Raw genomic sequence first — 26343 nt, forward strand, 5'->3', positions numbered from 1 at the left:
TCAGTCCGTCGTGAACAGACGGTCCAGGTGGTAGTGCGCGCTCGCCAGCGCCTGTCCGGGCTCGCGTACGCCGTGCAGGATGTCGGTCGCCAGTCCTTCCAGCAGGGCGAGCAGCACGATCGACTCCTGCCCGGCGTCGAGGTGGGCGGGGGCCTGGCCGTCTCGCTGCGCGCGTGTGATCAGCTCGGCCACCCGGGCGTGGAGCCAGGAGCTGTTCTCGCGCAGGACCTCGACCAGCTCCGGAGAGCCGGGCGCCCGTGCCGCCAGCGCCTGGCCGGTCCGGCGCTCGGACGTGCGCCGGGCGTCCAGGGGAAGGATCTCCGCGGCCAGCGAGCGCAGGAACGCCCGGACCGGACGGTCCTCCGCCCCGAAATCCGTCCCGGCCACGATCCGCGCGGTGACCTGCTCGCCCAGGTAGCCGACCACGTAGCGGAGCATGCCGTCCTTGGTGCCGAAGTAGTGCTGCACCGATCCGAGCGAGATCCCGGCCTCGTGCGCCACGTCGCGCAGGGTGGCCCGGTCCAGCCCGTCGCGGCCCGCGATGCTCAGCACCGCCTCGGCGATGTGGCGCCGCCGTTCGTCGTGGTCAACCCATTTCGGCACGGTTCTCCATTCTCATACCTATGTATTATAATACAGCGGTATGGCGACCATCGCGTTCTTCGCTCCCTCTGCCGCGGGTCATGTCAACCCCATGCTCGGCCTCGCCGCGGAGCTCGTCCGGCGGGGCCATCGCCTCACCTTCGCCACCACGGCCGCGTTCGCCGGTCGTGTGGCCGAGACCGGCGCCGAGGTGGTGCCGGTCACCTCGCTGTGGGAGTCGCTCGACGGCGCGCGGGCGCCGCAGATGCACGGCAAGGAGTTCATCCGGGCCATGCGCATGCTGTTCGAGGAGACCAAGGCGATGCTGGCGCAGGTGCCGCAGAGCGAACGTCCCGATCTGGTGGTCCACGACGGGCCGCTCGGCTGGTGGGGGCGGATCATGACCAGGCGCTGGCAGGTTCCCTCCGCGGAGGTCTGGCCCAACCTGGTCGGCAACGAGCACTGGTCGATGGCCGAGAAATACACGACGTTCAATCCCCGGAGCCTGCGCTTCCTGTTCACCGTCGTGCCGATCGCGGGCTTCCTGCGCAGGGAGGGCTTCGCCGACCTGCGGAGCTTCATGGAGGGCGGCGAGGCGGGGGTGCGGCTGGTCATGCTGCCGCGTGCCTTCCAGTACGCGGGCGCCACCTTCGGCGACGGCTACGCCTTCGTGGGCCCGGCGCTGACGGAACGGGCCTACCAGGGCGGGTGGCGCCCGTCCGGCGACCTGCCCGTGGTGCTGGTCTCCCTCGGCACCGCCTACAACGACCGGCCGGATTTCTACCGCATGGTGCTGGACTCGGCCGGAGACCGCCCATGGCAGGTGGTGCTGTCCGTGGGCGGGGCGGACCCGGCCACGCTCGGCCCGATCCCGCCCAACGTCGAGGTGCGCCGGCAGGTGCCGCAACTGGCGGTGCTGGAGCACGCGCGCGCGTTCGTCACCCACGCGGGCATGGGCAGCACGATGGAGAGCCTGCACAGCCGGGTGCCGATGGTGGCGGTGCCGCAGATGGCCGAACAGCGGGCCAACGCCGACCGCATCGCCGAACTCGGCCTGGGCACGGCGCTCCAACCGTCCCAGCTCGACGCCACCACGCTGTGGACGGCGGTGGAACAGGTCGCGGACGACGAACGGGTCCGCGCCCGCCTCGACTGGATGCACGGCGAACTGACCACCGCCGGCGGCGCGACGGCCGCCGCCGACGAGGTGGAAAAGCTCATCGCCGCCGGCCTGTGATCGCAGCCGGCGGTGTGGCGTGGAGGAGGATGGATCCGTTCAGGGCCGTGATCCCGGTCTGAAGGTGTACTCGTGGCGATCGAAGTCGAGCGTCCAGGCGTACCGGGCGAGGAACGCCTGCGAGAGCAGGCCGTCCACCCTCACCCCGCCCAGGTCCGACCAGGGCGGCCGCCGGCCCGGCGCGATCGACAGCAGGTGTCCGTCCTGCTCCAGCGGGCCGAGCCGCAGCGGGCGAGCGGCCCTGAGATGGGTGCCGGACAGCTCGCCGGGCGCGACGCCCCAGGTCCGGTACTGGCTCCTGGTGGCGAGGACGGCGGCCTGGCGCCGCGTGCCGCCGTCCTCCAGGAGATGGACCAGCCCGGAGTCGACGAAGAAGGTCAGGTCGCGCTCGCCGTAGCCGCCTGCGGCGAACATGAAGTGTCGCCCCACAGATGGAACGGCATCCGCGTGCCACCGGGCGGGACGGCCGATCCGCGTGTGGAAGCGACGCGCGCGGGGCCGGCGGCGGAGGCGGTCGTAGCGGCGTGGCACGGCGCATGAGACGGACATCGTCTCCGCAGGTCAGCGATCAGGACGAACCTGATCATAGAGCTCGCGGCTAGACGCGCATGCCGAACAGGAAACGGGTCGGCCTGGTACGGCGGACGGCCACGTCGTACACGGCGAAGATGATCGCCAGCGAGGCCAGCACCACCACGGCCAGCTTCACCGCCAGCGGCAGGTGCCACGACACCACGAAGAACGCGACGATGACCACGACCGGCTGATGGAGCACGTACAGCGGCAGGACGGCGGGCGCCAGGTAGGCGTAGAACCGGCTGCCGCCTCCAGAAGGGGCAGAAGGGGTGGAGGGGGCGCTGGGGCGGTCGAGCAGGCCCATGATGGCGACGACGCAGGACCAGCCCGCCGCGCCGTACAGGACTCTGGCGCCCATCGCGGACGGCGTCATGGCCGAGAACATCTCGTCACCCGCGATGATGAACGCGGGCGCGCCCGCGACGAAGAAGGCGATCCCGGCGATCAGCGCGAGCTTGGCGTCGCGCCGCATCGCCTCGCGGAAGCGGCTGTCGGCGGCGAGCACGAAGCCGCAGGCGAAGAAGAGCAGGTACGTCCAGTGGTGCCAGCCGCCGTACTCCTGCTCGATGCCGAGCAGGGCGCAGGCGGCGCCGAGCAGCAGGGCGGGCAGCAGGATGGTCCCGCGCCGGCCGGTCAGCGCGGCCATCCGCTCGCAGGCGGCGCGGGCCCGCGCGGCCGGTACCCACCGCACCAGAGGCGCCAGCAGCAGCGCGAACGTCAGCAGCAGCAGGACGAACCACAGGTGCCCGGTCTCGACGTAGCGGCCCTGCAGCACGAAGGGGAACTTGCCCCACTCCAGATGGACCGTGAAGAAGTCGGGGAGGAACTGCCAGTACGACTCGTGGTGGCCGGGCTGTGAGCGTAACCGCAACCACTGGGGGATCGGCAGCAGCGTGACCATGGCGAAGACCAGCGGCACGCCCAGTCGCTGCAGCCGCTCCAGCGCGAACCCGCCCGGCCCGCGCTTGGCCAGCGAGTGCCACGACCCCACGCCGGCGATGAGGAAGAGCAGCGGCATCGCCCACACGACCGCCAGCCCCGCGAAGATCATCGTGACGCCGGTGGTGTCGGCGTTCTTGACGTAGAAGTCGCTGCCTTCGTCGAAGACCAGGGAGGAGTGGAAGAACACCAGCCCGACGACGACCATGGCCCGCAGGGCGTCCAGGGCGGTGCGCCGTTCCGGCCGCGACGTCGAGAGGGGCTCGCTGCGTGCGGTCATCACCGGTCCAGTGTCCGCCTGACCGGCGGGTAGCGCCAGCGAGACTACGCTCGGCAGGGTGAAGTATCTGATCCTGATCTACAGCAACCCCGAGACCCGCCAGGTGTGGGACACGCTCCCGGTGGAGCAGCGCTCGGCGGGACTGAACGCCTACGCCAAGCTCACCGGCGACCTGGCCGCCTCCGGTGAACTGATCGCCAACGCCGCGCTCGCCCAGCCGTCGGCGGCCAAGACGGTGACGGTCAGCCAGGGCGAGGTCGTCGTCAGCGATGGGCCGTTCGCCGAGGCCAAGGAGTACCTGGCGGGGATCTACCTGATCGAGTGCGAGAGCGAGGAACGGGCGATCGAGGCGGCGGCACGGGTGCCGGAGGCCGAGGTCATGCGCATCGAGGTCCGCCCGGTCATCGAGCTGAGCGACTTCCTGTGAACGAGCTGCTGCGCGAGCTGGCGCCCCAGGTCCTGGGCGCGCTCGTGCGGCGCTACGGCGACTTCGACGCCTGCGAGGACGCGGTCCAGGAGGCGCTGCTGGCGGCGGCCGTACAGTGGCCGGAAGAGGGGTTGCCCGACCACCCCAAGGGCTGGCTGATCACGGTCGCCTCGCGGCGGCGGATCGAGGCGCTGCGCTCGGAGTCGGCGCGGCGGCGCCGGGAGGAGAACGCGGCGGCGCTGGAGCCGCCGGAACCGCTCCAGGCGCCCTCCGCCGACGACGGGCTGACGCTGCTCATGCTGTGCTGCCACCCCGAGCTCACCACGACCTCGCAGGTCGCGCTGACGCTGCGCGCGGTCGGCGGCCTGACCACCGCGGAGATCGGGCGCGCGCTGCTGGTGCCGGAGAGCACGGTGGCGCAGCGCATCAGCCGCGCCAAGCAGCGCATCAAGAACGCGGCGTTCGTCCTGCCGCCGGAAGGCGAGTACGGCGAGCGCCTCGCCGCGGTACGCCACGTCCTGTACCTGATCTTCAACGAGGGCCACACGGCCAGCTCCGGCGAGCACCTGCAACGGGTGGAGCTGTCCGGCGAGGCGATCCGGCTGACCAGGCAACTGCGCGCGCTGGTGCCCGGGGACACCGAGGTGGCCGGGCTGCTGGCGCTCATGCTGCTGACCGACGCGCGCCGTCCCGCCCGCGACGGCCGCGACGGCGAGCTGATCCCGCTGGCCGAGCAGGACCGTACGCTCTGGCGCGCCGACCACATCGCGGAGGGCGTGGCGCTGGTCACCGAGGCCCTGACCGGCGCCCCGATCGGCCCCTACCAGGTGCAGGCGGCCATCGCCGCGCTCCACGACGAGGCGCCCAGCACGGGGGCGACCGACTGGCCGCAGATCCTCACCCTGTACGACCTGCTGGCCACGCTGGCCCCCGGCCCCATGGTGACGCTCAACCGGATCGTGGCGCTGGCCATGGTCCACGGCCCGCGCGCCGGGCTTGAGCGCCTGGCCGAGGTGGAGGCTGAGCTGTCGGGACACCACCGCCTGCACGCCGTCCGCGCCCATCTGCTCGACCTGGCCGGTGAGCGCGAGGCGGCCCGCGAGGAGTACCGGCTCGCCGCCCGGCGCACCCTCAGCCTGCCGGAACGCCGCTATCTGGAGTCCCGCGCCCGCTGAGCTCGCACGATATCCTCGTGGCATCATGCTCGACGACTCTCTGCGCGCCGACTGCGCCAACTGTTTCGGCCTGTGCTGCGTGGCCCTGCCGTTCGCCCGCTCGGCGGACTTCGCCATCGACAAGGAGGCCGGCCGGCCCTGCCCGAACCTGCGCGAGGACTTCGGCTGCGGCATCCACACGCGGCTGCGGCAGAAGGGCTTCACCGGCTGCACGGTCTACGACTGCTTCGGCGCCGGGCAGAAGGTCGCGCAGGTCACCTATGGCGGGGTCGACTGGCGGCAGGAGTCGGCCGGGCAGATGTTCGCCGTCTTCCCGGTGATGCGCCAGCTCCACGAGCTGCTGTGGTACCTCGCCGAGTCGCTCGAGCACCCCGCCGCCGAGCCGGTGCACGAGGAGCTGCGCAAGGCGCTCGACCACGTCGACGGCCTCACCCGGCAGCCGCCGGAGCGCCTGCTTGAGCTGGACGTGACGCAGGTGCGCGGCGAGGTCAACACGCTGCTGCTGCGGGTCAGCGAGCTCGTGCGCGCCGGGAGCGGCCGTAAGCAGAAGAACCGCCGCGGCGCCGACCTCATGGGCGCCAAGCTCAGGGGCGCCGACCTGCGCGGAGCCAACCTGCGCGGCGCCTACCTCATCGGCGCCGACCTGCGGGGCGCCGACCTGCGCCAGGCCGACCTGATCGGCGCGGACCTGCGGGGCGCCGACGTCAGGGGCGCGCGGCTGGCCGGCAGCCTGTTCCTGACCCAGTTCCAGGTCAACGCCGCCGCCGGTGACGCCGCGACCACACTGTCCGGCGCGCTGATCCGGCCCGATCACTGGAGTTAGCCGGTCAGGCGGGCGGCCCTGCCGTACAGGTAACGCTGTTCCTGAAGGCTGGCGGTGCGGGCGGCGGCGAGCTCGTAGCCGGCCCGCGCGCCCTCGCGATCACCCGCCATCTCCAGCAGATGCGCCCGTACGGCGTGCAGCCGGTGATGGCCGCGGACGCGCGGATCGGCGCCCAGCTCCTCCAGCAGGTCGAGACCGGCGCGCGGGCCCCGGCACATGGCGACGGCGACGGCGTGGTTGAGCGCGGCCATCGGGTTGCCGGACAGCTCCATCAGCACCCCGTACAGGGCGGCGATCTGCGGCCAGTCGGTCTCCCGCTCGCTCGGCGCCTCGTCGTGGAGGGCGGCGATCGCCGCCTGCACCTGGTACGGCCCCGCCGGCCCCTTGGGCAGCGCCCCGCCGACCAGCGCCACCCCCTCCTCGATGTAGTCCCTGCGCCACAGCGTCCGGTCCTGCTCGGCCAGCGGCACCAGCTCACCGCCGGGCCCGTCGCGCGCGGGCGTCCTGGCGTCGGTCAGCAACATCAGCGCAAGCAGGCCGGCCACCTCGCCGTCGCCGGGCAGCAGCCGGTGCACGATCCTGGCCAGCCGGATGGCCTCGGCCGCCAGCTCGGGTCTGACCAGGCTCGGTCCCGACGTGCTCGCGTACCCCTCGGTGAAGATCAGGTACAGCACGCGCAGCACCGCCGCCAGCCGTTCGCCGCGCTCGGCCTCGGCGGGCAGCCGGAAGGGCAGGCCGCTGGCCTTGACGCGCTGCTTGGCGCGGGTGATGCGCCGGCCCATGGCCGGCTCCGGCACGAAGAACGCGCGGGCGATCTCCCGCGTGGTCAGGCCGCCGACCGTGCGCAGGGTGAGCGCGACCTGGAGGTTCGGCGCGAGTGCCGGGTGGCAGCACAGGAACAGCAGGATCAGCGTGTCGTCGCCGTCGGCGGGCCGCCGGTCGGCCGCGGGGGACTGCCGGTCCTCGGGCAGCGCCCAGGTGGCGACCTCGTCCTCGCGCCGCTGCCTGGCCTGCTCACTGCGCAGCAGGTCGGTCAGCCGGCGCGAGGCGACGGTGATCAGCCAGGCGCGCGGGTTGTCCGGCAGTCCCTCCCGCGGCCACTGGCCCGCTGCCGCGATGAGCGCCTCCTGGACGGCGTCCTCGGCCAGGTCGAAGTGGCCGTAGCGGCGCACGAGCGCGCCGAGGACCTGCGGCGCCAGCTCGCGCAACAGGTCCTCGGCCGGGATGCCCGCCACTAGCCCAGGTGGTCGCCGGCGCCGTCGACGATCGGGCGGATGTCGGCGTACGCCCTGGCGCGCGCGTGACCCGGCGCCGGGCAGTCGCCGAGCCGGGCGGCGAGCTCGGTGGCCCGGTCGAAGCTCGCGCACTCGACGATGGTGTATCCGGCCAGCACCTCGGTGGTCTCGGCGTAGGGCCCGTCGGTGACGAACGGCACGCCGTCCTTGCTGCCGACCCGCCGGGTGTGGACCGGGGCGGCCAGGCCGCGCGCGTCGACGAACTCGCCGGACTCGACCAGCTCCTGGTTCCAGGCCCCCATGAACGCGGTCATCGCGGCGAAGTCCTCGGCGCTCCACCCGGGGTTGCCCTCGCTGCCCTTGCCGGCCAGGGCGTCGTAGTCCTGCTGGGAGGCGTAGAGCATGATCATGTACTTCATGGTTTTCCCTCTTCCGTGACCGGCGCCGCCGCGGCGCCTCTCACCCGGGACGTCGGAGCCACGCGGCCCGCTCCGACACATCCTGGCCGACTTTTTTGTACCGTGGTGGCATGAGTTGGCGACATTGACCTGAACCGAGGCTCTACGCCTACACCTTCACCGCGGAGTTCGTGCTCTTCTACCCGGTCTACGCGGTGTACTTCACCCAGACCGGCCTGTCGGCCGCCGAGGTCTCCTCGCTGTTCGCGATCTGGTCGGTGGCCGGGTTCGTGCTGGAGATCCCGTCCAGCGTGTGGGCCGACCGGTTCTCGCGCCGGCGCCTGCTGGTGCTCGCGCCGCTGGTGACCTCGGCCGGGTTCGCGCTCTGGACGTTCGTGCCGGCGTACTGGGCGTTCGCCGCCGGGTTCGTGCTGTGGGGCGCGGGGGCGGCCATGCAGTCGGGCACGTTGCAGGCGCTGGTCTACGAGGAGCTCGGCCGCCTTGGCCGGACCGGTGACTACGCGCGGCTGATCGGGCGCTCCGAGGCGCTCGCCTCGCTCGCCGCCGTCGCGGCCAGCCTGCTGGCCGCGCCCGTCCTCGCCGCCGGCGGCTATCTGGCGGTCGGCCTGGCCAGCGTCGCGGTCGGCCTGCTGGGCGCCCTCACCGGAAGCCTGCTGCCCGAGTCGCGCCCGCCCGCAGCCGAGCGCGCCGAGGCGTCCTACCTGTCCGTCCTGCGCACCGGCCTTTCCGAGGTACGGCGGGCGCCGGCCGTCGGCCGGGTGCTGGTGCTCCTCGCGGTGGTGACCGGGCTGACCTCGATCGATGAGTACCTGCCGCTCCTGGCCACCGCCGGTGGGGCCACGACGCCGGTGGTCGCGTTGCTGATCGGGCTGGTGATCGCGGGCATCGCGGCGGGCGGCTGGCTGGCCGGGTACGGCGCCCGGCTGCTGCCCCTGATCCTGGCGGCCGGCGCCCTGGCACTCGGCGGCGGCGCGGTCTTGAGCGGGCCCGGCGGTGGTGCGGCTGGGCTCTGGGCGGGGTTCGTGGCGATCGCGGTGGCGTTCGCGGCCTTCTACTGGGCGGTCGCGGTGCTGGACGCGCGCCTGCAGGACACGATCGGCGACGAGGCGCGGGCGACCGTGACCTCGATGGCGGGGCTGGGATCGGAGGTGGCGGCGCTCGGGGTGTTCGCGTTCTACGGGTTCGGATCGGGGTGGGCGCCGCCGTGGGTGCTGGTCGCGCTGGTGGCGGTGCCGTACCTGGCGATGGCGGTGGCGAGCCGTCGCTGAACGGGGGCCGGGCGGCGGCGATCACAAGCGTCGCCGCCGCCGTCGGCGGGTCCTGGTGGACTAGCAGGAGCGGGAGAGCGCGCAGTAGATGGGCCGCTTGAGCTTCTTGATGATCTTCTTGTACACGTACGGGATGTCGTTCTCGAAGATGTCGGAGTAGGTGTTCCAGCCGCCTCGCGCGCCCTGTTCCAGCTTCCTCCACACCCACAGGCCGCCGGAGCGCACCAGCGCCTCGCAGGCCAGCCGCATCTTCCAGCCCTTGGCCCGGCTGCAGGCGCCCAGGGCGGCCAGTTCCGCCGAGTTCCCGGACATGACGGCGGCGGCCGAGACGGGCACCGGATGTGCCGGGGCCGAGGCCGCCTGCGCGGTGGCCGGTGCGCCGATGCTCAGGACGGCCGCGGTCAGGAAGGCCGCCGCCAGCTTCTTGGTGTGATTCATGTTGCGCCCCTTCGTGCTCGTTCGGAGATCGGTGGCAGGAAGGTAGGGCGCGGCGGGTTGAAGAATTGTTGAGCGCGTGTTGAGCTCAGCCCGGCCGGGTCGTCGAGGCCGTCCTCCGGTCCGCGGGAACGTCCGGGTTGCTGCCGAGGGCGATGAACCAGCGGCCGTCCTGGCGCTCCAGGGTCAGCGTCTCGCTGTACCTGCCGCCGGTTCCGGCCCCTGCCAGCTCGGCCCGTACGGCCTTCGGCGTGATGTCGCTGCTGAGCTCGACGGAGGTCAGCTTGATCGCCTTTCCGCCGTACGCGGCCAGCCGCCGCCGGATGTCTTCTGCGGGGTCGTTGAGCGGCGGCGCGAGCCGGGCGACGGCCCGGTGGTCGGCGGCGTTGAGCCCGGCGACGTAGGCGTCGACCGCGGCGCGCGGGTCGGCCGCCCCGGGCTCCGGCTGGGTTGCGCACCCGGCCGCGAGCAGGTATCCGGCGAGCGCAACGCGTGCGAATGACGGGATACGGGACATGGTGCGGATCCTAACGCCGGCCTACCGCGGAAGGTTGACCCTCGTACCGCCGAAGTCGCAGGGAAAAGTTCGATCTTCGGCGGTATGGGCGGGGAAGCGATGCCCTCGTAGCCTCGTGTGGGTCTGGACCGCCGCGACCGGCCTCAGCACCGGAGACCGTCCGCGGCCACGACGTGACGCGCTCGCTCGGCGGCCCGCACGGGGGCGGGGCCGGCTGCTTCGGGTCACGGCGGCGGCGCGCCCGTCACTGGCGCCGGGGCGCCACCAGGCCGCACTCGTAGGCGAAGGCCACCGCCTGGGCCCGGCTGGACAGCCCCAGCTTGGCCATCGCCCGGTTGAGATGGGTCTTGACGGTGGCCTCGCTCACGATCAGCCGGGCGGCGATCTCGCCGTTGGACAGGGCGCGGCCCACGAGCGTGAGCACCTCGGTCTCGCGGCCGGTGAGCGGGGCCAGGTCCGGGATGGGCCCGGCGGCGTCGGGCTCGGGCTGGAAGGTCTCGATGAGGCGCTGGATGAGACCGGGAGAAAGGAGGCTGTCGCCGGCGGCCACGGTGCGGATGGCGGCCAGCAGGCGTTCCGGCTGCGTCTCCTTCAGCAGGAAGCCGCACGCTCCGGCGCGCAGGGCCTGGTAGACGTACTCGTCGATGTCGAAGGTGGTGAGGATGAGCACTTGGGGCGGAGGCTGCTCGGCGGCGGCCAGGATCTGCCGGGTCGCGCTGATGCCGTCCGAGACGGGCATGCGAATGTCCATGAGGATGACGTCGGGCCGGGTGGTGGCGGCCAGGGCCACGGCTTCCTCGCCGTCGCTCGCCTCGCCGACGACCTCCAGGCCGGGAGCGGCGCGGATGAGGGCGGCCAGTCCGGCGCGGATCAGGATCTGATCGTCGGCGACCAGCACCTTGATCATAAGTGTCACCAGCCAGTCGTCCGCCGCGGGGCCTACGTGGGTACCAGCAAACCATGATCTTCCAGCAAAGCGTGACATGTCAGTACAGCGCGATCAAGCCGAACGGTGACGATGCGATCCATGCCCCCGCCCGCGGCCCTCGTCGCCTTCGCCAGGAAACATCCCACGTTCGTCGACGGCCTGCTCGCCATGACGCTGACCTGGGGTTCCTGGGTGTGGCCGGTGCTCGCCCCGCATCCGCTCGACCGCCGGCCGGACGCGCTCGCGCTTCTGCTCTGCGCCCTGGTCAACCTCCCGCTGACCTGGCGCAGGCGGTGCCCGGCGCCGGTGCTGGTGATCTCCTGCGCCGCGGCGTTCGCCTACCACGCCCTGGGCTTTCACTATGGGGCGAACTCGATGGGCCCGCTGCTCGCGCTGTACTCCGTCGTCGTCCACCACTCCCGGCGGGCCGCCCTGCCCGCGGGCGCGCTCGTGCTGGCCGAGTGGATCTACGCCAACGCCCTGCCGGGACAGGCGTGGACGGCCGCCTGGTACTCCGCCATCGTCATCGGCTGGACCGTCGCGTTCGCGTTCGGCATGCGCACGCTCAAGGTGCGCAACGCCCAGCTCGCCGACCTGGCCGACCAGTTGCGCAGGGAGAAGGCGGTCGCGGCCAGGCAGGCGGTCACCGAGGAACGGGTGCGCATCGCGCGGGAACTGCACGACGTCGTCGCCCACCACATGTCGGTGGTCTCCGTACAGGCCGGGCTCGGCCACTACGTCATCCGGTCGGACCCGGCCACGGCCGAGGACACGCTGCGCACCATCGCCGAGACCAGCGGCGAGGCGCTGGCCGAGATGCGCCGCATGCTGTCGGTGCTGCGCATCGAGGTGGACGACGGCACCGCGCAGCCGTACAGTGCGGCGCCGAGTCTTGACCACCTCGACGGCCTGGTGCAACGCGTGCGGGCGGCAGGTGTCGAGACGGAGGTGACGGCCGGCGGCGAGCGGCGGGCGATCTCCTCGGGCATGAGCCTGTGCGTGTACCGCGTCATCCAGGAGGCGCTCACCAACGTCATCAAGCACGCGCCGGGGGCGCGGGCCGAGGTGTCGCTGCTGTACTCCGGCGACACGCTGAGCGTGAGCGTGCGCAACGACGGCCGCCCCGGCGCCCCGCCGCCGGGACCGGACGGGCACGGGCTGATCGGGATGACCGAGCGGGTGAAGCTGTACCACGGCTCGCTGAGCGCCGGACCCCTGCTGACCGGCGGCTTCGTGGTCCGCGCCACCTTTCCGCTGACCGCGGGGGAGGGGTGAGGTCAGGCGGGCGGGCCCGTGGATCCGCGCGCCACGAGGGCGGGCGGGAAGACGTGGTCGACGTGCGGGGTGTGGTAGCCCTGCAGGCGTTCCCACAGCGCGGTGGCCACGGCGCCGGCCATCTGCTCCACCGGCTGGCGGACGGTGGTGAGCGGCGGGTTGCTGTGCGCGGCGAGATAGGTGTCGTCGTAGCCGACCACCGACAGGTCGCCGGGCACCGACAGCCCCGCCTGCCGGGCGGCGGCCAGGACGCCGAGTGCCATGAGGTCGCTGCCGGCGATGACCGCCGTGACGCCCGCGTCGATGAGGCGCAGGCCCGCGGCGTGGCCGCCGGTCAGCGAGTAGTCGGTCTCGGCGTAGAGGGCGTCGTCCACGGAGCCGAACCAGCGGCGCATCTCCCGGCCGTAGCCGCGCAGGCGGTTCTGGGAGGGGCGCAGGTAGCCCTGGCCGCCCGCGAGTCCGATGCGGGTGTGGCCGAGCGCGCGCAGGTGGGCGACGGCCATCGCGGCCCCCGCGGCCTCGTCGGTGGTGACGGTCGAGACGGGCAGGTCGGGAACGTGCCCGCCGACCAGCACCATCGGCAGCTGCTGCTGGTGTAGCTGCCAGTAGAAGCCGTGGTCGGCCGAGGGGTTCGCGTGCCGCCCCGAGACCAGGACGAGCCCCTGGATGCGCTGCCGGACCAGCGAGGCGATGTAGTCGAGCTCGGTCGGCCCCTGCTTGGTGGAGCTGCCGATCAGCGCGGTGACGCCGTGCCCGCCGAGCTTGGTCTCGATGGCCCCGGCCAGCAACGGGAAGACCGGGTTGTCCAGCTCCGGCACGATGATGCCGACGAACGGCTGCGACACCGGCGCGGGCGCGACCATGCCCTGCTCACGCATAGCCTGCAGCACCCGGGCGCGGGTCTCCTCCGCGACCCCGGGACGGTCGTTGAGCACGCGGCTGACCGTCGCCGCGCTGACGCCGACGCGCTTGGCGATCGTGCGAACCGACAGTCGTGCCACGGGGACTCCAGAAACCGTTGAAACATGTTGCGCGACGTTGCCGCACCTGAGGGAGGCTGCTTAGGCTCCTGACCATCAAAGCAGGTAAAGGGAGCGTTAACAGCATGGTCCAGCCGGAAACACTTTGCAACACAGTGGCACACCACGACGGTTCGCCGCTGTATGTCTCCGACCCCTCGCCCGGACTGGGCGACCGGGTCGAGGTGTTCGCCCGCACGGCCGGCGCGCTGGGGACCCGGCGCGTCTTCGTCCGCAGCGCCCCCGACGGCGAGCCGGCGTTCACCGAGGCGACGGCCGACCGCGTCACCCCTGAGGAGACCTGGTGGCGGGCCACGCTGCGGGTGGTCAACCCCGAGTGCGGCTACCGCTTCCTGCTGCACACCGACTCGGGACCGCTGTGGCTGAGCGCCGCGGGACTCTCGCGCACCGAGGTCACCGACGCCGCCGACTTCACCCTCACCGCCTACCCGCCGCCGCCCGCCTGGGCCGCCGACGCGGTGATCTACCAGATCTTCCCCGACCGGTTCGCCCGTTCCGAGCGGCCGCGCGGCCCCCTCCCGTCGTGGGCGCGCCCCGCCGCATGGGACGAGCCCATCCCGTACGGCAGGCCGCACGCCCTCCAGCAGATCTACGGCGGCGACCTGTGGGGCGTGGCCGAGCGCCTCGACCACGTCGAGACCTTGGGCGCGAACCTCGTCTACCTCACCCCGTTCTTCCCCGCCCGCTCCAACCACCGCTACGACGCCAGCACCTTCGACCACGTCGACCCGCTCCTGGGCGGCGACGAGGCGCTGAAGTCGCTCACCGCCCGGGCCCACGCCCGCGGCATGCGGGTCATCGGCGACATCACGCTCAACCACTCGGGCGACGCCCACGACTGGTTCGTCACGGCCAGGAACGACCACGCCAGCAGGGAACGGGACTTCTACTACTTCGACGGCGACGACTACGCCACCTTCGCCGGGGTGAAGAGCCTGCCCAAGTTCGACCACCGCTCGGCGGAGCTGCGCCGCCGCCTGGACGCCGTGATCGCCCGCTACCCCGAGGAGTACGGCCTGGACGGCTGGCGCGTCGACGTCGCCCAGTCCGCCGGACGCCACGGCGCGGTCGAGCTGAACGCCCAGGTCGCTACCGCCACCAGGGCGGCGCTCGGCGACGACAGGCTGCTGCTGGCGGAGAACCAGTTCGACGCCTCCTCCGCGCTGCGCGGCGACGGCTGGCACGGGACCATGGCCTACGCCGGCTTCGCCCGCCCGGTGTGGTCGTGGCTGGCCAGGGAACGTTCCACCGAGTTCTGGGGCACGCCGGGCCCCATCCCCGCCTACGGCGGCCACGACCTGGCGGCCGTCATGCGCGCGTACGCCGCCCGCATCCCCTGGCGCTCCCACGCGCACAACCTCACGCTGCTCGGCTCGCACGACACCGCCCGCTTCCGCTCGATCGCCGGCCGCGACCACCAGCACCTCGGCGCCGCCCTGCTGTTCACGCTGCCCGGCCTGCCCATGGTCTTCGCCGGCGACGAGGTCGGGGTCGAGGGCGTGCACCTGGAGGACGGCCGCCGCCCCTTCCCCTGGGACCCGGCCGCGCAGGACCACGGCACCCACCGCCTCTACCGCGAGCTGATCGCCCTGCGCCGCGGCCGGGAGGCGCTGCGCCGCGGCGGGCTGCGCTGGCTGCGCGCCGAGCGGGACGTGGTGCTCTTCGAGCGGGCGGCGCCGGGGGAGACGCTGCTGATCCAGGTCAGCAGGAACGCCCACGCCCCGATGCCCGCACCCGCCGCGCTCGCCGGCCTGCTCGGCGCCCCCGACCTCGCACCGGGCGAGCCCATGCCCGCCGACGGGCCCGCCTTCCACATCTGGGAGACCGCACGATGATCGAAACCCTGACCGGCGTACGCTCGCGGGCGCTGGGCAACTCCCGCGACGTCTTCGTCTACCTGCCGCCCGGCCACGACCCGGCGGCGGGGCCGTACCCCGTGGTGATCTTGCAGGACGGGCAGCACGTGTTCGCCGGAGCGGGCCTGAGCCCGAGCTGGCGGGTGGACGAGACGCTCGACGACCTGATCGGGCGCGGTCTGCTGCCGCCGCTCGTCGCCGTCGGCGTCTCCAACGCCGGTGACCAGCGCGGCAACGAGTACTCGCACGTGGCGCCCTACCCGCGCGACCCGGACGGCGTGTGCAGGGGCGAGCTGTACGAGGAGTTCCTGATCGGGGAACTGCTGCCGGCGCTGCGCGAGCGTTACGCGGTCACCGCCGACCCGGCCGCCACCGCCGTCATGGGCTCGTCGATGGGCGGGCTGGTCAGCTACCACCTGGCCTTCCGGCGGCCGGAGGTGTTCGGCCTGGCCGCGGCGCTCTCGCCGTTCCTCGTCTTCGTGGACCCGCGCACGCTCGAAGAGACCCCCGTCTACCGGCGCTTCGAGGCCCGCGGCCCGCGCCGGGTATGGCTGGACATCGGCGGCATGGAGGGCCTGATCATGGTCAGGCCGGTCCGCGAGCTCGCGGAGCACCTGCTCGACCTCGGCTACGCGCCCGACGAGGAACTGCGCTACCTGCACGAGCCGTCCGCGCCGCACCACGAGGACGCCTGGGCCGCGCGCGCCGGCAGCGCGCTCCTGCATCTCTTCGGTACGGCGGGCCCGCCCGTCCTGCTGTCGGCCACCGGCGGCGAGACCGCCACCGGCCAGGACCTCGACGTCGCGCCCATCGCCGAACGCGCCGACGGCTGCGTGTACTCAGCCCTCGGCGCGCAGGTGACCTGGCAGCCGGCCGGCCCGCTCAAGAGCGCCGGCCACGCCCTGCTCCAAGGCGTCGAACCCGGCGCAGCGCGGGTCGTCGCCCGCACCGGCGAGCTGGAGGTGAGCGAGCGGGTCACCGTCGTCGACGGCGCCCCCGGCGCGCTGCTCGACGTCACGGTCGTGGTCCCCCTCGACACCCCCGACGACTCGCCCGTCTACTTCTCCGGCCTGGTCACCACCAAGGTCGCGCCCGGCGTCCACCACGGCGTCTGGCGGCTGCCGCGCGGCGTCGGCCTGAACGGCACCGTCGGGCGCGGCTGGCGCCGCGACGGCCTCGACACCGACGGCTTCCCCATCCGAACCCCCCTGAGGCACGACGCGGACCGGCGCGTGTGGGTACGCGTCGCGAGCTGGAGCGATCCGGCCCAGAACGACCCGCACGCCGGATCCTGAGGAGCGACCATGCGCAAGCTCACCGTACTCGCGGCCACCACTCTGCTCGTCGCGGGCTGCGCCGCGGAGAAGTCGGCGGCCCCGCCCCCCGCCACGCTCACCGTCTGGGCCGACGACAGCCGGGCCGCGCCGTTGCAGCGGATCGCCGCGACGTTCGAGAAGGACCGCGGCGTCCAGGTCAAGATCGTGCAGAAGGCCATGGGCAACCTGCGCGACGACTTCGTCTCCCAGGCGCCCTCCGGCCAGGGGCCCGACGTCATCGTCGGCCCGCACGACTGGCTGGGCAAGCTGGTGCAGAACGGCGTCGTCGCGCCGCTCGACCTGTCGGCCAAGGCGGCGCTGTTCTCCGCGGCGGCCATGCGGGCCATGACCTACGACGGGCAGACGTACGGCCTGCCGTACGCGATCGAGAGCGTGGCCGTGCTGCGCAACACCAAGCTCGTCCCCACCGCGCCCGCCACCTTCGACGAGCTGGTGGCGCGCGGGAAGAGCCTGGTGAAGGCGGGTAAGAGCACGTATCCGGTCGGGCTGCCCGTCGACCCCAAGGCGGGCTCGCCCTTCCACCTGTACGCGCTGCAGACCTCCTTCGGCTCGCAGGTCTTCGGCCCGGACGGCGAGCTGGAGATCGACAACCCGGGCGGGCTGAAGTTCGCGGCCTACCTGAAGCGGCTGGCCGCGGACAAGGCCGTCTCGACCTCGCTGACCGGCGACATCGCGACCAACGCCTTCGTCAAGGGCGAGACGCCGTTCCTGGTCACCGGTCCGTGGGACGCGCCCGCGCTGGCCAAGGCGGGCGTGCCGTTCGCCGTGGACCCGGTGCCCCCCGCGGGCCCGGAGAAGGCGCGGCCGTTCGCCGGCGTGCAGGGCTTCTTCGTCAGCGCCAAGAGCGCCAACCCGATCCTGGCCAACGACTTCCTCGTCAACTACCTGGCCACGCCGCAGGCGCAGAAGGCGCTGCACGCTGCGGGCGGGCGGCCTCCGGCGATGACCTCGGTGCGCGAGGAACTGGCCGGTGACCCGGTCCTGGCCGGGTTCGCCGAGGCCGCCGCAGACGGCGTGCCGACGCCGAACGTGCCCCAGATGGACGCCGTCTGGGCCGACTGGGGACTGTCCCAGCTCGCGATCATCACCGGCCGGGGCGAGCCCGCCGAGCTGACCAGGAAGGCCGCGGAGCGCATCCGCGCGAAGATCGGGTCCTGATGCGCGCGCTTCGCTTTCTGCCGCTCGCCGTCGCCGACGCGCTGGCCGTCTACGGACTGGTGGCGCTCGGCGGGCAGCGCTCGTGGTGGATGTTCGCGCTGCTGCTGGCCGGGACGGTGGCCGTCAACGCGATCTACCTGAGCAAGCGGGCGGTCCCCGCCAAGTACCTGGCGCCGGGAATCGTGCTGCTGCTGATCTACCAGGTGTACGTGGTGCTCTACACCGGCTACGCCGCCTTCACCAACTACGGCGACGGCCACAACGCCACCAAGTCCGACGCGGTCGCGGCGATCCTGGCCGCCAGCGAGGTCAAGACCGGCGAGAGCCGGCCGATCCGGGTGGCGGAGAAGGACGGCGAGCTGGGCTTCCAGAGCGGGCCGGGGTGGCGGGCGCTGCCGTACGCGGAGATCGTGGCCAGGCAGGCGGAGATCGTCAAGTTGCGGGTCCCGGCCGAGGGCGGCGTGCTGAAGACCGCCGACGGGGTGACGGCCGCGCTGTACCGGCCCACCCTGACCTACGCCGGCGGCGTCTTCACCGACCGGGCGGGAACCGTCTACCGCGACGACGGGCGCGGCGCCTTCACCTCGGCCGGCGGGCGGTCGCTGAGCCCCGGCTGGAAGGTCTTCGTCGGCGCCGAGAACTTCACCAGTGTGCTCACCAACGCCGAGATCCGCGGGCCGTTCCTGGGCGTGCTGGTCTGGACGTTCGTGTTCGCCGCGCTGTCGGTCGCGCTGAGCTTCGGCTTCGGGCTGGTGCTCGCGCTGATCCTGGACGGCTATCGCGTCTACCGCTCGCTGCTGGTCTTCCCGTACGCGTTCCCGGCGTTCATGGCGGCGTTGCTGTGGCAGGGGCTGCTCAACACCGACCACGGGTTCGTCAACGAGGTGCTGCTGGGCGGTGCCACCGTGCCGTGGCTGTCCGATCCCTGGCTGGCCAGGCTGAGCGTGCTGGCGGTCAACGTGTGGATCGGGTTCCCGTACATGTTCCTGATCTGCACGGGGGCGTTGCAGGCGGTGCCGCGCCAGCTCGCCGAGGCGGCCCAGGTCGACGGGGCGGGTCCGTGGCGGGTCCTGGCGTCGGTACGGCTCCCGCTCCTGCTGGCCTCGACGGCGCCCGCGCTGGTGGCCACGTTCGCGTTCAACTTCAACAACTTCAACGTCATCTACATGCTCACCGGCGGCGGTCCCCGCGACACCGGGGCGCCGATCGACGTGGGCTCGACGGACCTGCTGATCTCGCTGGTGTACAAGCTGGCCTTCGGCGGGACCTCACGAAACTACGGCCTGGCCTGCGCGGTCTCGATCCTGATCTTCGCGGTGATCGCGGCGGTGTCGCTGGCCGGGTTCCGGCGGGCCAGGCGGCTGGAGGCGGCGTCATGAAGGTCTGGAGACACCTGACCGGCGTGCTGGCCTCGGTGGTCGCGTTGTTCCCGCTGGTGTTCGTGCTGGCCGCCTCGCTTAACCCGAGCGGGACGCTGACCGGCTCGAACGACCTGTTCGCCGAGGTGACCTGGCAGCACTACGCGACGCTGTTCACCGACGCGCTGCACCCGTTTCCCCGCTGGTTCGTGAACTCGCTGGTGATCGGGGTCTCGACGGCGGCCGGATCGGTGTTCATGGGCGCCTGCGCCGCGTACGCCTTCTCGAGGTTCCGCTTCCGCGGCCGTGAGAGCGGCCTGGTGGGCCTGGTCTTCATCCAGATGTTCCCCCAGGTGCTGGCCTACGTCGCGATTTTTCTGCTTTTGTCGGCATTTAAGGAGGTGTTTCCGCCGCTGGGGCTGGGCAGCACGCTGGGCCTGATCATGGTGTACCTGGGTGGCGCGCTCGGCGTGAACACCTATCTCATGAAGGGCTTCTTCGACTCCATCCCCCGCGAGCTCGACGAGTCCGCCCAGATGGACGGAGCCTCGCACGCGCAGGTCTTCTTCCTGATCCTGCTGCCGCTCGTGCGGCCCATCCTGGTCGTCGTCGCGCTGTTCTCCTTCGTGGCCACGATGAACGACTTCGTCATCGCCGGCCTCGTCCTGACCGACCCCGGGCAGCAGACGCTCGCCGTCGGCCTGTACCAGCTCGTCTCCTACCAGCTCGGGCAGAGCTGGGGCGTCTTCGCCGCCGGCGCCCTCATCGGCGCGCTGCCGGTGCTGATCCTCTTCCAGTTCCTGCAGCGCTACATCGTCGGCGGCCTGACCAGCGGCGCCGTCAAGGCCTGACCCAGCCAGCCCCGGGCTCGTGGGGGTGGCGGAGCGGTGTCAGTAGGGGAGCTTGCGCCCGGAGGGGGTGCGCAGATCCTGGTCCTGGCGCGGTGGGCGCGGACGCGGCCGGGGCAGCACGATCTTACGCATCGTGCTCTCCGGACACGGGCAGCTCGAACCACACGGCCTTGCCCTCGCCGGTGCGGACGAAGCCCCAGCAGCAGGCGAGCGCGTCCAGGAGGTAGAGCCCGCGGTGGCCCTCGGCGTGGACGGCCGGCTCGTGCCACGCGGGCGGCTGCGCGCTGGTGTCCTCGACCTCGCAGCGCATCAGGCCGTCGATGAGCCAGACGGTGAGCGTGACCGGGCCGGGGGCGTACCGCAGGGCGTTGGTGACCAGTTCGCTGACCAGCAGCACGCCGGTGTCGGTGTCGTGGAAGCCCCAGCTGTTGAGGTAGCCGGCCGTGTGGCGACGCGCCTCGGCGGCCGAGCGGAAGTGGGGCGGCAGAGACCACGACGCGATCGTGGACTCCTCGGGCGTCGTCAGCGTTTCCATGCCGCAAACCTGACGCTCGCGCTGCTCGGTCGGGCGGGTAGAGGGCAGTGCTGGCACATGGCACTTCCTAATGGTCTTGGTGCTTCCGCACCTGCGGCACGGGATACGTCACCGGACTTGGGGAGGCATCGGTGCTCATCTCGACAGACTAAAAACCGGACATACCTCCACCATGTGCATGATGCACATCCAAACCATTTTGATCAGTGCATTGTGTCGATAAACGCCCTCACGGGGTGGCGGCGATGATGCCGTTCAGCATGGCGCGGGCGCTCTGGAGTTCGTCGATGGCGCCGGTGATGCGGTCGCGTTCCTCGGCCAGGACGTCGACCAGCTCCGGGCAGCCGGGGGCGAGGATCTCGCCGCTGTCGACCATGCAGGGCAGCACCTCGGCGATGACGGCGGTGCCGAGCCCGGCGGCCAGCAGCGTCCTGATGCGGGCGACGGCGCGCACGTCGGTGTCGGCGTACTCGCGGTAGCCGCTGGAACGCCGGTGGGGGCGCAGCAGGCCCTGCTCCTCGTAGTAGCGCAGGGCGCGGATGCTGACCCCGGTACGGCCGGCCAGTTCTCCGATGCGCATGTGACCTCCGTCACCAACCTTTGACTCTCACGTCGATGTGAGGGTTTAGCTTAGCCGTCATGACTGATCTTCTTGAAACCGGACATGACACGGCAACCGTGGCGATCATCGGGCTCGGGCCCATGGGACGGGTGCTGGCCGAGGTCTACCTGGACCGCGGGCACCCCACGACCGTATGGAACCGCACCGCCGCCAAGGCCGAGCCGCTCGTCGCCCGCGGCGCCCGGCTCGCGGCGAGCGTGGACGAGGCGGTGGCCGCGGCCGATGTGACGATCGTGTGCCTGAACGACTACGCCGCCACGACCCGGGTGCTCGAGCCGGTGGGGGACGGGTTGCGGGGCCGTACCGTGGTGAATCTGACGTCGGGGACGCCGTCGGAGGCGCGCGAGATGGCGGCCTTGGCCGGTGAGCGCGGCGCGCGCTACCTCGATGGCGCGATCATGGTGCCGCCGCCGCTGGTCGGCGAGCCCGGCTCGGTGTTCCTCTACAGCGGCCCGCGCGAGGTCTTCGACGAGCACCGGGCCACGCTGGCCGGCGTGGGCGACCCCCGCTACCTCGGCGCGGCCGTCGAACTGGCGGTGCTCTACAACGTGGGCCTGCTGGAGATGATGTACGCCACCATGAACGGCTGGCTGCACGCCACGGCGCTGATCGACGCGGCGGACCTTCCGGTCGGGGACTTCGCCGAGCTGGCGTTCGGCTGGTTCGTGCCGATGATGTTCGGCCCGTCCACGGCCGGGATGGCGGCCGCGCTGGCGGAGGGCAGCTACCCCGGCGACCTCGGCACGCTGGAGATGAACCTCACCGCCCTGGAGCACGTCACCCGCACGAGCGTCGAGCAGGGCGTCCCGGCCGAGCAGCCGCGGCTGATGCTGGAGCTCGCCGAGCGGGCCGTCGCGCAGGGCCGCGGCGACCAGAACTACCTCGCGGTATACGAGGTCTTCAAGAAACGCGCGGCAGACGCTGGTTTTCCGGCCTCTAGCATGTCCAGGTGACCTCCTACGACGACGACGCGTTCGAGTACCTGGACTTCTCCGCCCTGCCGCAGCGCCAGCAGCGGATCCTGGCCACGATCCGGGACTGGGCGATCCGGTACGGCTACCCGCCGAGCGCCCGAGAGATCGGCCGGGCGGTCGGGCTCCGGTCGTCGTCGTCGGTGTCGAAACACCTGAGAAGTCTGGAGGACAAGGGTTTCCTGCGCCGGAGCGACACGATGACCCGGCCCATCGACCTGCGGCTGTTCCTGGGTGGCGCGGCGCCGAAGCAGGACACGGGCCTGGTGAGCGTGCCCGTGGTCGGCGACATCGCCGCGGGCACGCCCATCCCGGCCGACGAGCACGTGGACGACACGCTGACCCTGCCCCGCGATCTCACCGGGCGGGGCACCGTGTTCGGCCTGCGCGTCCGCGGCGACTCGATGATCGACGCCGCGATCTGCGACGGCGACCTCGTCGTGGTACGCCAGCAGGCCGAGGCCCACACGGGCCAGATCGTCGCGGCGATGATCGACGGCGAGGCTACCGTCAAGGTGTTCAGGCGGCGGGGCGGGCACGTCTACCTCGAACCCCGCAACCCGGCCTACGACGTCATCGACGGCGACGACGCCGTGGTGCTGGGCATCGTGGTGAGCGTCCTGCGCAGCGTCTGAGTCATCCGCCGAAGGCGGCGGCGCGGGCGTGGTCCTGGGCCAGGTTTTCCTGCCGTTCGCCCCATCCGGCCGTCTCGCGCAGGCGGGCGAACTCGAGGTCCAGGCTGGTGTCCGAGGTGGTGCGGGCGTCGGTGCTGATCGTCACGGCGAGGCCGGCCGCCAGCAGCCGCGTCGCGGGGTGCCGGGCGAGGCTGGGGACGGCGCCGGTCTGCACGTTGCTGGTCGGGCACATCTCCAGCGTGATGTGGTCGGCGCGGAGCCGTTCGAGCAGGGCCTCGTCCTCGGCGCACCGCACGCCGTGCCCGATCCGGCGGGCGCCGAGCACCTCGACGGCCTCCCACACGCTGGCCGGGCCGGCGGCCTCGCCGGCGTGGACCGTGCACGGCAGGTCCGCCCGGTGGGCGAGGTCGAAGGCGGGCCGGTGCGGCGCTGCCGGGTACAGGCGCTCGTCGCCGGCCAGGTCCAGGCCGCTGACCACCTCGCGCCGCCGGACCGCCGTCTCGGCCACGGCCACGCTCTCGTCCGGGCTCTGGTGCCGCAGGCAGCACAGCAGGAGGGCGGTGGACACGCCCGTCGTCGCGCGGCCTTCCGCGAGGCCCTCGGCCACGGCGGTGACGGCCTCGTCGAGTGTCATGCCCTGGCGGCCGTGCAGTTGCGGCGCGAACCTGGCCTCGCCGTGGACGACGCCGTCGGCGCTCCAGTCCTCGACCAGCTCGCGGGCCGCGCGGCGCAGGGCGTCCGGGGTCTGCAGGACCTGAAGCGGCAGGTCGATGTAGGTGAGGTAGCGGCTCAGGCTGCCGCAGCGGGCGGGCGCGACGACCAGATCCCGGACGGGGCGGTCGAGGGTGAGGCCCTGGCCGCGGGCCAGGTCGGCGACCGTGGCCGGGCGCAGCGAGCCGTCCAGGTGGCAGTGCAGCTCGTGGCGGGTGTTCATGGGCGGACCTCGCGGGCGCAGGCGTCGAAGAGCATGTGCTTGAAGCCCTGCTCGTCGACGCGGCGTACCAGCGTGACGTTGGGCGGGGGAGCGGTGCGGCGGCGGTCGATGATGAGCTGGCCGCGGGTCTCGTCGCCGAGGGCGACGTCCGCGTGTACGGTCTCCCGTTCCAGGACCAGCTCGGGGCGCAGCGCGACGGCCATGGCGAGGGGGTCGGGCAGGTCGTAGCCGGCCAGCCCGGTGACGTCGCGGGCCCAGTCGGCCACGGTCCTGTTGATGCGATGGGCGAACACGGCCAGCGGGGTCCCGAGCTCCTCCAGGCGGCGCTGGTCGGCGGGGGTCATGACGGCGTCCTGGCGGGAGACGTCCCAGCCGATCCAGGTCACGGTCTCGGGCGTGGCCTCCTGAAGAACCACGCGGGCGGCCTCGGGGTCGGCCCAGACGTTGAACTCCGCGGTGGGGGAGATGTTGCCGCGCAGGTCGGCGGCGCCGGCCATGCAGTACACGTGGCGAAAGCGCGACAGCAGCGCGCGGTCGCGCAGCAGCGCGGCGGCGAGGTTGGTGAGCGGTCCCAGGGTGACGAGCGTCAGCTCGCCGGGACGGCGGCGGGGCGATGACAGCAGGACGTCGACGGCGTGGTCCGGCTCGGGGCCGCGCACGGGGTCCGGCAGTTCGTGGCCGCCCATGCCGTCGTCGCCGTGCACGTGCTGGGCGGTGGACATGGGGCGGACGAGCGGACGTTCGCACCCGGCGTGGACGGGGACGTCGGCGCGCCCGGCCACCTGAAGGGTGACCAGCGCGTTGCGCGTGCCCGTGGCGAGCGGCACGTTGCCGGCCACCGTGGTGACGGCGCGGACCTCGCCGGGCGCGGCGAGCGCGAGCAGCAGCGCCACCGCGTCGTCGGAACCGGTGTCGGTATCGATGATCATGCGCACCTCGGGGTCTAATCGTTTAGATTGGCGAAATCTAAACGATGAGCTGTGAGACTGTAAACCGCCATGAACAAGCCGATCACCCTGGCCGACGTAGCCCGCCTGGCCGGCACCTCCACCGCCGTGGTCAGCTACGTGATCAACGACGGCCCCCGCCCCGTGGCCGCCGCCACCCGCGAACGGGTGCTGGCCGCGGCGGCCGAGCTCGGCTACCGCCCCAACCGCATCGCCCGCGCGCTGCGCTCACGCACCACCGGCGTGGTCGGCCTGATCCTGGCCGACGCGCCCAACCCCTACTTCGGCGCCCTGGCGGAACACGTCGAGCAGGCGCTCACCGAGCACGACCGCCTCATGCTCATCGGCAACGCCGGCTACTCCGCCGAACGCCAGCGCCACCTCGTCGAACGCTTCCTGGCCGCCCAGGTCGACGCCCTGGTGATCGTCTCGGCCGACGCCGCCGACGACGTCGCCCGGCACGCGGCGCAGGCCGGGGTGCCCGCTGTCTACCTGCACAACGGCCCGGCGGCCGGCAGCGCGCCCCTGGTCGCCGCCGACAACGAGCACGCGGTACGCGAGGCGCTCGCCCACCTGCGCGCGCACGGGCACCTCGACCCCGCCTTCCTCGCCGGCCCCCACGACACCGGCCCGGTGGGACTGCGCCGGCGGACCTGGCAGGACGGCGTCGCCCCCGGAGCCGTCCCGCTGCGCTCTACCTACTCCCGGGCCGACGCCGACGCCCTCACCCGCCGCCTCATCGCCGACGGAGCCATGCCCCGGGCGCTGATCACGGCGACCGACGAGCAGGCCGTCGGCGTGCTGTCCGGCGCCTGTGCCGCGGGGCTGGCCGTACCGGAGGGCCTGGCGGTGATCAGCCTGGACGGGACCCCCGACAGCGCCCACACCGCCCCCACGCTGACCGTCACCCGCCAACCGCTCGCCGCCATGGCCAGGCAGGCGGTCGCCCTTCTGTTCGACCGCGCGGCCCCCGTGCCCGCACCCCGAGCCACCCTCGTCGCGCGCCGCAGCTGCGGCTGCGACCAGCGATAGACCGGCCGGAAATCCGCGAACACCGCTGACAACACTGTCGGCGTGGTTAACGCGTAACCAGTGTGTTACGCTTCTGCCCGTGGATGAGGTGGCAGGCGCGATCGCCGACCCGGTGCGCAGGGAGATTCTCGTCATGCTGCGCGAAGGGCGAATGTCGGCCGGCCAGATCGCCGGGCGCTTCCGGATCAGCCGACCCGCCGTGAGCCGCCACCTGCGCGTGCTCAGGGAGGGCGGGCTGGTCCACGACGAGCTCGTCGGCAGGCAACGCCTCTACGAGCTCGACACCGGGCGGCTCCACGAGCTGGCCGAGTGGCTCGATCAGTTCTTCGCCGGGCGGCCCGCGTGGGAGCGGCGCCTGGACGCACTGGAGACCGAGGTCTACCGAACCCGCCGCGAACACCGCACGAGCGGCGCGGCAGAAGACGTCAAGGAGGACACCGCATGACACCCCGCCCCACCGCGCGACTTCTGCGCAAGGACACCGAGAACGATCTCGTGCTCACCCGCACCTTCCGCGCGCCCATCGAGGACGTGTGGGCCAGCGTCACCGAGTCCGAGCGCACCGCCCGCTGGTTCGGGCCGTGGGAGGGCGAACCGGGACCCGGCCGGACGATCAAGGTCCAGATGGCGTACGAGGAGCAGTCCCCGTGGATGGACCTGCGCATCGACGCCTGCGAGCCGCCGGAGCGCCTGGTGGCTTCGGCCACCGACGAGCACGGCGAGTGGCGGCTCGAACTGCTGCTGTCGGAGAGCGACGGCACCACGCGGCTGGAGTTCGTGCAGCACTTCGACAGCCTCGACGCCATCGGCGACGTCGGTCCCGGCTGGGAGTACTACCTCGACATGCTCGTGGCCGCCCGCGACGGATCGCCCAAGCCGGATTTCGACGACTACTACCCCGCGATGAAGGCGTACTTCGAGGAGCTGCGCGGCTGAGGGACGGCCCCGCCC

The 26343-nt window shown here is 72.4% G+C and carries 29 protein-coding genes; 16 read left to right on the forward strand and 13 right to left on the reverse strand.

Annotated features, from left to right (window positions below):
- Complete coding sequence (locus tag ACFWY5_RS39420) at positions 1–603, reverse strand: TetR/AcrR family transcriptional regulator (protein ID WP_379637843.1); 603 nt, start codon at positions 601–603, stop codon at positions 1–3.
- Positions 604–643: 40 nt separating this feature from the next.
- Between ACFWY5_RS39420 and ACFWY5_RS39425 the strand changes: the two genes are divergently transcribed.
- Positions 644–1819, forward strand: coding sequence for a macrolide family glycosyltransferase (locus ACFWY5_RS39425; protein ID WP_379637844.1), 1176 nt, complete (start codon positions 644–646; stop codon positions 1817–1819).
- A gap of 39 nt (positions 1820–1858) precedes the next feature.
- Here the strand turns inward: ACFWY5_RS39425 and ACFWY5_RS39430 are convergent, their stop codons facing one another.
- Together ACFWY5_RS39430 and ACFWY5_RS39435 are read right to left on the reverse strand one after the other, a co-directional pair.
- Positions 1859–2248, reverse strand: coding sequence for a hypothetical protein (locus ACFWY5_RS39430; RefSeq protein WP_379637845.1), 390 nt, complete (start codon positions 2246–2248; stop codon positions 1859–1861).
- 169 nt (positions 2249–2417) lie between these two features.
- Complete coding sequence (locus ACFWY5_RS39435) at positions 2418–3614, reverse strand: acyltransferase (RefSeq protein ID WP_379637896.1); 1197 nt, start codon at positions 3612–3614, stop codon at positions 2418–2420.
- A gap of 58 nt (positions 3615–3672) precedes the next feature.
- Here ACFWY5_RS39435 and ACFWY5_RS39440 point away from each other — a divergent pair, with 58 nt between their 5' ends.
- From ACFWY5_RS39440 to ACFWY5_RS39450, 3 genes are read left to right on the forward strand one after another with little or no spacing between them, the layout of a single operon-like run.
- Complete coding sequence (locus ACFWY5_RS39440) at positions 3673–4041, forward strand: YciI family protein (RefSeq protein WP_379637846.1); 369 nt, start codon at positions 3673–3675, stop codon at positions 4039–4041.
- A complete protein-coding gene (locus ACFWY5_RS39445) occupies positions 4038–5216 on the forward strand; it encodes an RNA polymerase sigma factor (protein WP_379637847.1) in 1179 nt (392 codons plus the stop codon). The genes ACFWY5_RS39440 and ACFWY5_RS39445 overlap by 4 nt, the downstream gene beginning before the upstream one ends.
- A 25-nt stretch (positions 5217–5241) precedes the next feature.
- The gene (locus ACFWY5_RS39450) at positions 5242–6039 is read left to right on the forward strand and encodes a pentapeptide repeat-containing protein (protein WP_379623457.1); all 798 of its coding nucleotides are present in this window, start codon (positions 5242–5244) and stop codon (positions 6037–6039) included.
- On the opposite strand, the gene ACFWY5_RS39455 is transcribed toward ACFWY5_RS39450, so the two are convergent.
- A complete protein-coding gene (locus tag ACFWY5_RS39455) occupies positions 6036–7274 on the reverse strand; it encodes an RNA polymerase sigma factor (RefSeq protein ID WP_379637848.1) in 1239 nt (412 codons plus the stop codon). The genes ACFWY5_RS39450 and ACFWY5_RS39455 overlap by 4 nt on opposite strands.
- Positions 7274–7693: a YciI family protein gene (locus ACFWY5_RS39460; protein WP_379623461.1), complete on the reverse strand. Its 420-nt coding sequence runs from the start codon at positions 7691–7693 to the stop codon at positions 7274–7276. The genes ACFWY5_RS39455 and ACFWY5_RS39460 overlap by 1 nt, the downstream gene beginning before the upstream one ends.
- A gap of 170 nt (positions 7694–7863) precedes the next feature.
- Here ACFWY5_RS39460 and ACFWY5_RS39465 point away from each other — a divergent pair, with 170 nt between their 5' ends.
- Positions 7864–8961, forward strand: coding sequence for an MFS transporter (locus ACFWY5_RS39465; RefSeq protein WP_379637849.1), 1098 nt, complete (start codon positions 7864–7866; stop codon positions 8959–8961).
- Positions 8962–9021: 60 nt separating this feature from the next.
- Here the strand turns inward: ACFWY5_RS39465 and ACFWY5_RS39470 are convergent, their stop codons facing one another.
- From ACFWY5_RS39470 to ACFWY5_RS39480, 3 genes are all read right to left on the reverse strand, one after another.
- On the reverse strand, positions 9022–9399 hold the full coding sequence (locus tag ACFWY5_RS39470; RefSeq protein WP_379637850.1) for a hypothetical protein: 378 nt from the start codon (positions 9397–9399) through the stop codon (positions 9022–9024).
- Between the two features lie 85 nt (positions 9400–9484).
- Entirely contained in the window at positions 9485–9913 is a 429-nt protein-coding gene (locus ACFWY5_RS39475) for a hypothetical protein (protein ID WP_379637852.1), read from the reverse strand.
- 244 nt (positions 9914–10157) lie between these two features.
- Positions 10158–10820, reverse strand: coding sequence for a response regulator (locus tag ACFWY5_RS39480; protein WP_379623469.1), 663 nt, complete (start codon positions 10818–10820; stop codon positions 10158–10160).
- A 120-nt stretch (positions 10821–10940) separates the two neighbouring features.
- On the opposite strand from ACFWY5_RS39480, the gene ACFWY5_RS39485 reads away from it, so the two are divergent.
- Positions 10941–12116, forward strand: coding sequence for a sensor histidine kinase (locus ACFWY5_RS39485; RefSeq protein ID WP_379623471.1), 1176 nt, complete (start codon positions 10941–10943; stop codon positions 12114–12116).
- Positions 12117–12118: 2 nt separating this feature from the next.
- Here ACFWY5_RS39485 and ACFWY5_RS39490 read toward each other — a convergent pair whose 3' ends face one another.
- The gene (locus tag ACFWY5_RS39490; RefSeq protein WP_379623473.1) at positions 12119–13117 is read right to left on the reverse strand and encodes a LacI family DNA-binding transcriptional regulator; all 999 of its coding nucleotides are present in this window, start codon (positions 13115–13117) and stop codon (positions 12119–12121) included.
- Between the two features lie 134 nt (positions 13118–13251).
- Here ACFWY5_RS39490 and ACFWY5_RS39495 point away from each other — a divergent pair, with 134 nt between their 5' ends.
- The 5 genes from ACFWY5_RS39495 to ACFWY5_RS39515 are packed head-to-tail and all read left to right on the forward strand — an operon-like array spanning position 13252 to position 19716.
- On the forward strand, positions 13252–14991 hold the full coding sequence (locus tag ACFWY5_RS39495) for a glycoside hydrolase family 13 protein (RefSeq protein WP_379637853.1): 1740 nt from the start codon (positions 13252–13254) through the stop codon (positions 14989–14991).
- Positions 14988–16307 carry an alpha/beta hydrolase gene (locus ACFWY5_RS39500; protein ID WP_379637854.1) on the forward strand — a complete coding sequence of 440 codons (1320 nt, stop codon included), beginning with the start codon at positions 14988–14990 and terminating at the stop codon, positions 16305–16307. The genes ACFWY5_RS39495 and ACFWY5_RS39500 overlap by 4 nt, the downstream gene beginning before the upstream one ends.
- Before the next feature lie 9 nt (positions 16308–16316).
- The gene (locus ACFWY5_RS39505; RefSeq protein WP_379637855.1) at positions 16317–17507 is read left to right on the forward strand and encodes an extracellular solute-binding protein; all 1191 of its coding nucleotides are present in this window, start codon (positions 16317–16319) and stop codon (positions 17505–17507) included.
- The gene (locus ACFWY5_RS39510) at positions 17507–18886 is read left to right on the forward strand and encodes an ABC transporter permease subunit (protein ID WP_379637856.1); all 1380 of its coding nucleotides are present in this window, start codon (positions 17507–17509) and stop codon (positions 18884–18886) included. The genes ACFWY5_RS39505 and ACFWY5_RS39510 overlap by 1 nt, the downstream gene beginning before the upstream one ends.
- Positions 18883–19716, forward strand: a complete 834-nt coding sequence (locus ACFWY5_RS39515; RefSeq protein ID WP_379623483.1) for a sugar ABC transporter permease — start codon at positions 18883–18885, stop codon at positions 19714–19716. Before ACFWY5_RS39510 ends, ACFWY5_RS39515 begins: the two co-directional genes overlap by 4 nt.
- Before the next feature lie 124 nt (positions 19717–19840).
- Here ACFWY5_RS39515 and ACFWY5_RS39520 read toward each other — a convergent pair whose 3' ends face one another.
- Both ACFWY5_RS39520 and ACFWY5_RS39525 read right to left on the reverse strand, forming a co-directional pair.
- Positions 19841–20251, reverse strand: coding sequence for an ATP-binding protein (locus ACFWY5_RS39520; protein ID WP_379637857.1), 411 nt, complete (start codon positions 20249–20251; stop codon positions 19841–19843).
- Between the two features lie 229 nt (positions 20252–20480).
- Positions 20481–20831 carry a MerR family transcriptional regulator gene (locus ACFWY5_RS39525; RefSeq protein WP_379637858.1) on the reverse strand — a complete coding sequence of 117 codons (351 nt, stop codon included), beginning with the start codon at positions 20829–20831 and terminating at the stop codon, positions 20481–20483.
- A 59-nt stretch (positions 20832–20890) separates the two neighbouring features.
- Between ACFWY5_RS39525 and ACFWY5_RS39530 the strand changes: the two genes are divergently transcribed.
- Together ACFWY5_RS39530 and lexA are read left to right on the forward strand one after the other, a co-directional pair.
- The gene (locus tag ACFWY5_RS39530; RefSeq protein WP_379637859.1) at positions 20891–21826 is read left to right on the forward strand and encodes an NAD(P)-dependent oxidoreductase; all 936 of its coding nucleotides are present in this window, start codon (positions 20891–20893) and stop codon (positions 21824–21826) included.
- Positions 21823–22479 carry a transcriptional repressor LexA gene (lexA, locus tag ACFWY5_RS39535; RefSeq protein ID WP_379637860.1) on the forward strand — a complete coding sequence of 219 codons (657 nt, stop codon included), beginning with the start codon at positions 21823–21825 and terminating at the stop codon, positions 22477–22479. Before ACFWY5_RS39530 ends, lexA begins: the two co-directional genes overlap by 4 nt.
- Position 22480: 1 nt before the next feature.
- Here lexA and add read toward each other — a convergent pair whose 3' ends face one another.
- Together add and ACFWY5_RS39545 are read right to left on the reverse strand one after the other, a co-directional pair.
- Positions 22481–23413, reverse strand: a complete 933-nt coding sequence (gene add / locus ACFWY5_RS39540) for an adenosine deaminase (RefSeq protein WP_379637861.1) — start codon at positions 23411–23413, stop codon at positions 22481–22483.
- Positions 23410–24342, reverse strand: a complete 933-nt coding sequence (locus ACFWY5_RS39545; RefSeq protein ID WP_379623495.1) for a nucleoside hydrolase — start codon at positions 24340–24342, stop codon at positions 23410–23412. The genes add and ACFWY5_RS39545 overlap by 4 nt, the downstream gene beginning before the upstream one ends.
- Before the next feature lie 69 nt (positions 24343–24411).
- Between ACFWY5_RS39545 and ACFWY5_RS39550 the strand changes: the two genes are divergently transcribed.
- From ACFWY5_RS39550 to ACFWY5_RS39560, 3 genes are all read left to right on the forward strand, one after another.
- Entirely contained in the window at positions 24412–25392 is a 981-nt protein-coding gene (locus ACFWY5_RS39550; RefSeq protein WP_379637862.1) for a LacI family DNA-binding transcriptional regulator, read from the forward strand.
- Between the two features lie 79 nt (positions 25393–25471).
- Positions 25472–25837 carry a metalloregulator ArsR/SmtB family transcription factor gene (locus ACFWY5_RS39555; protein WP_379637863.1) on the forward strand — a complete coding sequence of 122 codons (366 nt, stop codon included), beginning with the start codon at positions 25472–25474 and terminating at the stop codon, positions 25835–25837.
- Positions 25834–26328 carry an SRPBCC family protein gene (locus tag ACFWY5_RS39560; protein WP_379637864.1) on the forward strand — a complete coding sequence of 165 codons (495 nt, stop codon included), beginning with the start codon at positions 25834–25836 and terminating at the stop codon, positions 26326–26328. The genes ACFWY5_RS39555 and ACFWY5_RS39560 overlap by 4 nt, the downstream gene beginning before the upstream one ends.
- Positions 26329–26343 lie beyond the last annotated feature (15 nt).

The sequence above is a fragment of the Nonomuraea sp. NPDC059007 genome (genome assembly GCF_042740555.1).
Taxonomy (GTDB): domain Bacteria; phylum Actinomycetota; class Actinomycetes; order Streptosporangiales; family Streptosporangiaceae; genus Nonomuraea.

Bases quoted from the DNA above. Each gene is read 5' to 3' on its own strand.
- ACFWY5_RS39425 (WP_379637844.1), top strand. From the start codon at position 644: ATGGCGACCATCGCGTTCTTCGCTCCCTCTGCCGCGGGTCATGTCAAC.
- ACFWY5_RS39435 (WP_379637896.1), bottom strand. From the start codon at position 3,614: ATGACCGCACGCAGCGAGCCCCTCTCGACGTCGCGGCCGGAACGGCGC.
- ACFWY5_RS39450 (WP_379623457.1), top strand. From the start codon at position 5,242: ATGCTCGACGACTCTCTGCGCGCCGACTGCGCCAACTGTTTCGGCCTG.
- ACFWY5_RS39460 (WP_379623461.1), bottom strand. From the start codon at position 7,693: ATGAAGTACATGATCATGCTCTACGCCTCCCAGCAGGACTACGACGCC.
- ACFWY5_RS39470 (WP_379637850.1), bottom strand. From the start codon at position 9,399: ATGAATCACACCAAGAAGCTGGCGGCGGCCTTCCTGACCGCGGCCGTC.
- ACFWY5_RS39475 (WP_379637852.1), bottom strand. From the start codon at position 9,913: ATGTCCCGTATCCCGTCATTCGCACGCGTTGCGCTCGCCGGATACCTG.
- ACFWY5_RS39480 (WP_379623469.1), bottom strand. From the start codon at position 10,820: ATGATCAAGGTGCTGGTCGCCGACGATCAGATCCTGATCCGCGCCGGA.
- ACFWY5_RS39485 (WP_379623471.1), top strand. From the start codon at position 10,941: ATGCCCCCGCCCGCGGCCCTCGTCGCCTTCGCCAGGAAACATCCCACG.
- ACFWY5_RS39500 (WP_379637854.1), top strand. From the start codon at position 14,988: ATGATCGAAACCCTGACCGGCGTACGCTCGCGGGCGCTGGGCAACTCC.
- ACFWY5_RS39505 (WP_379637855.1), top strand. From the start codon at position 16,317: ATGCGCAAGCTCACCGTACTCGCGGCCACCACTCTGCTCGTCGCGGGC.
- ACFWY5_RS39510 (WP_379637856.1), top strand. From the start codon at position 17,507: ATGCGCGCGCTTCGCTTTCTGCCGCTCGCCGTCGCCGACGCGCTGGCC.
- ACFWY5_RS39515 (WP_379623483.1), top strand. From the start codon at position 18,883: ATGAAGGTCTGGAGACACCTGACCGGCGTGCTGGCCTCGGTGGTCGCG.
- ACFWY5_RS39520 (WP_379637857.1), bottom strand. From the start codon at position 20,251: ATGGAAACGCTGACGACGCCCGAGGAGTCCACGATCGCGTCGTGGTCT.
- ACFWY5_RS39525 (WP_379637858.1), bottom strand. From the start codon at position 20,831: ATGCGCATCGGAGAACTGGCCGGCCGTACCGGGGTCAGCATCCGCGCC.
- ACFWY5_RS39530 (WP_379637859.1), top strand. From the start codon at position 20,891: ATGACTGATCTTCTTGAAACCGGACATGACACGGCAACCGTGGCGATC.
- add (WP_379637861.1), bottom strand. From the start codon at position 23,413: ATGAACACCCGCCACGAGCTGCACTGCCACCTGGACGGCTCGCTGCGC.
- ACFWY5_RS39545 (WP_379623495.1), bottom strand. From the start codon at position 24,342: ATGATCATCGATACCGACACCGGTTCCGACGACGCGGTGGCGCTGCTG.
- ACFWY5_RS39550 (WP_379637862.1), top strand. From the start codon at position 24,412: ATGAACAAGCCGATCACCCTGGCCGACGTAGCCCGCCTGGCCGGCACC.
- ACFWY5_RS39560 (WP_379637864.1), top strand. From the start codon at position 25,834: ATGACACCCCGCCCCACCGCGCGACTTCTGCGCAAGGACACCGAGAAC.